Origin of the sequence: Legionella sp. km772, assembly GCF_003989735.1 — a bacterium.
Classification (GTDB): Bacteria; Pseudomonadota; Gammaproteobacteria; order Legionellales; family Legionellaceae; genus Legionella.
Genome location: NZ_RZGQ01000250.1, coordinates 1 through 3,456 on the forward strand (window position 1 = coordinate 1; position 3,456 = coordinate 3,456).

A 3,456-nucleotide genomic window follows, 5' to 3' on the forward strand; every position below is an offset into this window, starting at 1 on the left:
TTGATTTTTTTGATGCAGTGTAATAATTTCGCTTTTTGGTCATTCTATTCCCCTCTTATATTAGAAGAATAGCTCTTAAAAATACCTTTTTTTCGTCTAAAAATCCGCGCCTATATCATTTTAGTCAAACTACAAGTTTATGTGCGTAACATGAGTAAATAATTAGAGCTTATAATTATTTACTGTAAATAATATTGGGGCTTTCACTGCGTTCCTTCTTTGTTGTTGGAAAAAATGGCTAAGTTCTTTATCTTGGTAGTATTCAGCTAAAATATTAAAAAACCAACGCGAGGGTTTAGAATTTGCCTCTAAAATGACAGGGCCTCTATCTAAAGTAAGTAGAATATCAAAGCCAACCTCCAGGAAAGAACCATATTTATTATGCAATAAATGGCAACACTGGTGACATAACTGAGCTATATCGTTCATTTCATCTTGCAGTTTTTTATGATGATAACGTTGGTAATGCTCCTCTAAAGCCTCTAGAGGAAGTGCAGTTCCCCCGGCATTTAGGTTAGAAACAAACGAGTCTTCTTTACCCATCCGAACCCCGACTCCAGTTATTGAGTAATTATCTTTTCCTTCATTTTGCACCAGAACACGCAGATCAAAAGGACAATTATTTAAATAACTAAGCACTGCTTTGGATTGAATTAAATAGTTCTTATCATTCAAATAGTTTGTTAGATACTTTAGTAATAGCCTGCTATTTTTAAAAATGAGCGGGTGTTCACCTTCGCGTTTAAGTAAAAATTGATCGCCATTTTTTTCTAAAATTAAAATCCCCGCCCCTCCTTTGCCTAAAACGGGCTTTAAATAATAACTGGCTTTTTCCCGCTGGAAAAACTCCTCATTAAGTTTATTAAGAGCAAAAGCCTCTAAAGTAGGAAGAGAATGGTTTATAAGAAAATGATGAAATTTTATTTTATTGCCTAAAAGACTAGCTAAGGGCAAGGGGTTTAAAACGTTAGATTTTGCTTTGGCTAAATAAGACCGAAACTGAGAAATCTTAGGATCATAGCCAAAACTACGATCGTATACGATCTGAGGTAACTTAGAAACAGTGGGAATCCATTGTTTATTTCTATAACTATAACCCTCACACCTATTAGTCGTTTTTTGCCACGAGCTAGGAGAAAAGAAGAAGAGTTCCACGGGGGTATTAAGAGCGGCTTGACATAACTCCTCAAAATAAATCGTTTGCTTACCAAAAGGTGGATACTCAGTATGCTCTAATGCTGCAACACCGAGTATAATACTCATGCTTGAGACTTTACGAGTAATAAATAATTAACAGAAACATCATCGGTTAGAGATGAGGTTCTAGTAATCGGATTATAATTTAATCCTTTTAAGTCTAGAAATTCTAAATCTAAGGTGCGGGTCATGTGAAGAAGTTCACTGGGCTTTAAAAATTTACTGTATTCATGGGTTTGCTTGGGTAAAATTTTAAGCAGATATTCAGCAGCCACAATAGCAGTAGCGTAAGCTTTAATCGTTCGACTAATTGTCGATAAAAATAAAAAACCACCTGGCTTTAATAAGCGTTTGCAATGGGCAAGCACTACATCGGGATTTTGGACATGTTCTAACATTTCCATGCAGGTTATGATATCAAAGCCCTCGTGCTCATAATCCTCAATAGGGAGACAATCATAACGAATACTTAACTCATTTTTTATCGCATGCTCCTTGGCTATCTCGATAGCTTCATCAGCGGCATCAATACCGCTCACGCGTCCGCCTAATTTTGCCATTCCCTCGGACAAAACCCCTCCGCCACAACCCACGTCTAAAATTGAAGCATTATCTAAGGTGCAGTATCGTGAAATAAATTCAAGACGTGTATCATTGATATCATGTAAAGTCTTAAGCGGCCCATTAAGATCCCACCAATATTTAGCATGTTGAGCAAATTTATCTACTTCTTGATTATCAATTGTTGATTTACTTTTAATCATGAGATAATAAATCCAAGGGTTTAAAAAATTCAATTACCTTAACATTCCTAATAAAACTAATATTATAAGGATGCTCCGCAAGCAAGCCGATGGGGAGTTGATTAGGTGGTATTACCGCTGCAATTTTACCTAGTAAAATAAGCTCCACCTTGGGTTTTACCACGGCTAGTTCTTCTAATAAACATTGCATAAAAGGCCGCCAATGGCGAGCATGATAAGGGACCTCCCCTTCACTATATACTAAAGAAGCATTCAGCAACAGAATACCTTTCTTCATCATCCCTTCGAAGAGTTGTGCCGCGGTTTTTACTAGCGAATTTTTATTAAGGTTTGCAATAGCTTCTTGCGAAGTATCACTGTTTAGCTCCCCACGTGCGACAAGCAACATTTTTATTATATTACGTAAGGAGGTGGCCCTATTCACTGTTTTACTCAAACCGTTCTCGCTCCATAAACTATCCACAGCATTATCCCAAAAAGCATAGCCATTAGCAGATTGCTTTCGTGGATACGGAGACTCCCCTAACAAAAGATAGCGTACTTGGCTTAAAGGAAGAGTGAACGCCGCAAATAACTTTCCCATTCCCGGAAACCAAGACTCATCATTAATGAGTTTTTTTAAATAAAGCTCATCCATCGATTTTAATGCCTTACTGATTAAAGGCTGCCATTCTGGATGGCAATTATTATGACAGTATGTGATTAATTCCATTAAATTTCTCATTTACTTTTGGCTGATTATAAATACTCTCTTGTTAATAAACTAGAAAAGAATCTAATCCTGTACATTGCTGCCCATATTTAGTACAATGCATGCAAATTAAGCGCTTGCGGATGTTATTAATGTCAGAAGAAAATACGATGCTAAGTGGTGACATGCGCCATAATTATAATTGCTATGCTTACTTAAACCAACTAACCCCTCATCTTAACGAAGAGGTGTTAAAAGCCTTTCCAAAGCTTGATTTTTTATTAGGCTTAAAAGGAAGCAGTTATAAGGGAGAAATAGCTTATGGAAACTACTACAGCGCGGCTCTTAGCTATTTAGAAGACTGGATCGACACTGTTTACCCTACTCTTAAAGGAGAACAATTAAAATTAGTCGATGCCTTCATTTTTGCTATTTATCACAATAACAACCACATTCTTGAAGATGGCGAATGGCTTAACAGACTTAATCAAAAAATCCGCCCCCAATACAGTAATGCACAACAATTAATTTCGCAGCATCTAGAAGACTCATCGCCCGCTATCAATCAGCAATCCCCAAAGAAGACGGAAAGTTTGATTAATCGTATATATACTTTGTTCACACCTAATTTTAAACCCCAATTGGAAACCAATATTCCTTCAATACGAAATCATTCCTATACTTCTAATTTACTCATGTTACGCACGGTCAATTTTAAGCTGCCATATTTTTAAGCTCCTGCCAAGCAATCTGGTTCGCTCTAAGAATCAATTTGTACTTAATAGCAAAGTGATTTAAATGAGT

The 3,456-nt window shown here is 36.5% G+C and carries 4 protein-coding genes; 1 reads left to right on the plus strand and 3 read right to left on the minus strand.

Features of this window, described 5'->3' with window-relative positions; all coding sequences use genetic code 11:
- Positions 1–162: 162 nt before the first annotated feature.
- From ELY15_RS14690 to ELY15_RS14700, 3 genes are read right to left on the minus strand one after another with little or no spacing between them, the layout of a single operon-like run.
- Positions 163–1,263, minus strand: a complete 1,101-nt coding sequence (locus tag ELY15_RS14690) for a YheC/YheD family protein (RefSeq protein WP_127101330.1) — start codon at positions 1,261–1,263, stop codon at positions 163–165.
- Complete coding sequence (gene ubiG / locus ELY15_RS14695) at positions 1,260–1,961, minus strand: bifunctional 2-polyprenyl-6-hydroxyphenol methylase/3-demethylubiquinol 3-O-methyltransferase UbiG (RefSeq protein WP_127101332.1); 702 nt, start codon at positions 1,959–1,961, stop codon at positions 1,260–1,262. Before ubiG ends, ELY15_RS14690 begins: the two co-directional genes overlap by 4 nt.
- Positions 1,954–2,673 (minus strand): uracil-DNA glycosylase family protein, encoded by a 720-nt coding sequence (locus tag ELY15_RS14700; protein ID WP_199744233.1) that lies wholly within the window; start codon positions 2,671–2,673, stop codon positions 1,954–1,956. The genes ubiG and ELY15_RS14700 overlap by 8 nt, the downstream gene beginning before the upstream one ends.
- A 101-nt stretch (positions 2,674–2,774) precedes the next feature.
- Between ELY15_RS14700 and ELY15_RS14705 the strand changes: the two genes are divergently transcribed.
- Entirely contained in the window at positions 2,775–3,386 is a 612-nt protein-coding gene (locus ELY15_RS14705; protein ID WP_127101336.1) for a hypothetical protein, read from the plus strand.
- Positions 3,387–3,456 lie beyond the last annotated feature (70 nt).

Bases quoted from the DNA above. Each gene is read 5' to 3' on its own strand.
- ELY15_RS14690 (WP_127101330.1), bottom strand. From the start codon at position 1,263: ATGAGTATTATACTCGGTGTTGCAGCATTAGAGCATACTGAGTATCCA.
- ubiG (WP_127101332.1), bottom strand. From the start codon at position 1,961: ATGATTAAAAGTAAATCAACAATTGATAATCAAGAAGTAGATAAATTT.
- ELY15_RS14700 (WP_199744233.1), bottom strand. From the start codon at position 2,673: ATGGAATTAATCACATACTGTCATAATAATTGCCATCCAGAATGGCAG.
- ELY15_RS14705 (WP_127101336.1), top strand. From the start codon at position 2,775: ATGCAAATTAAGCGCTTGCGGATGTTATTAATGTCAGAAGAAAATACG.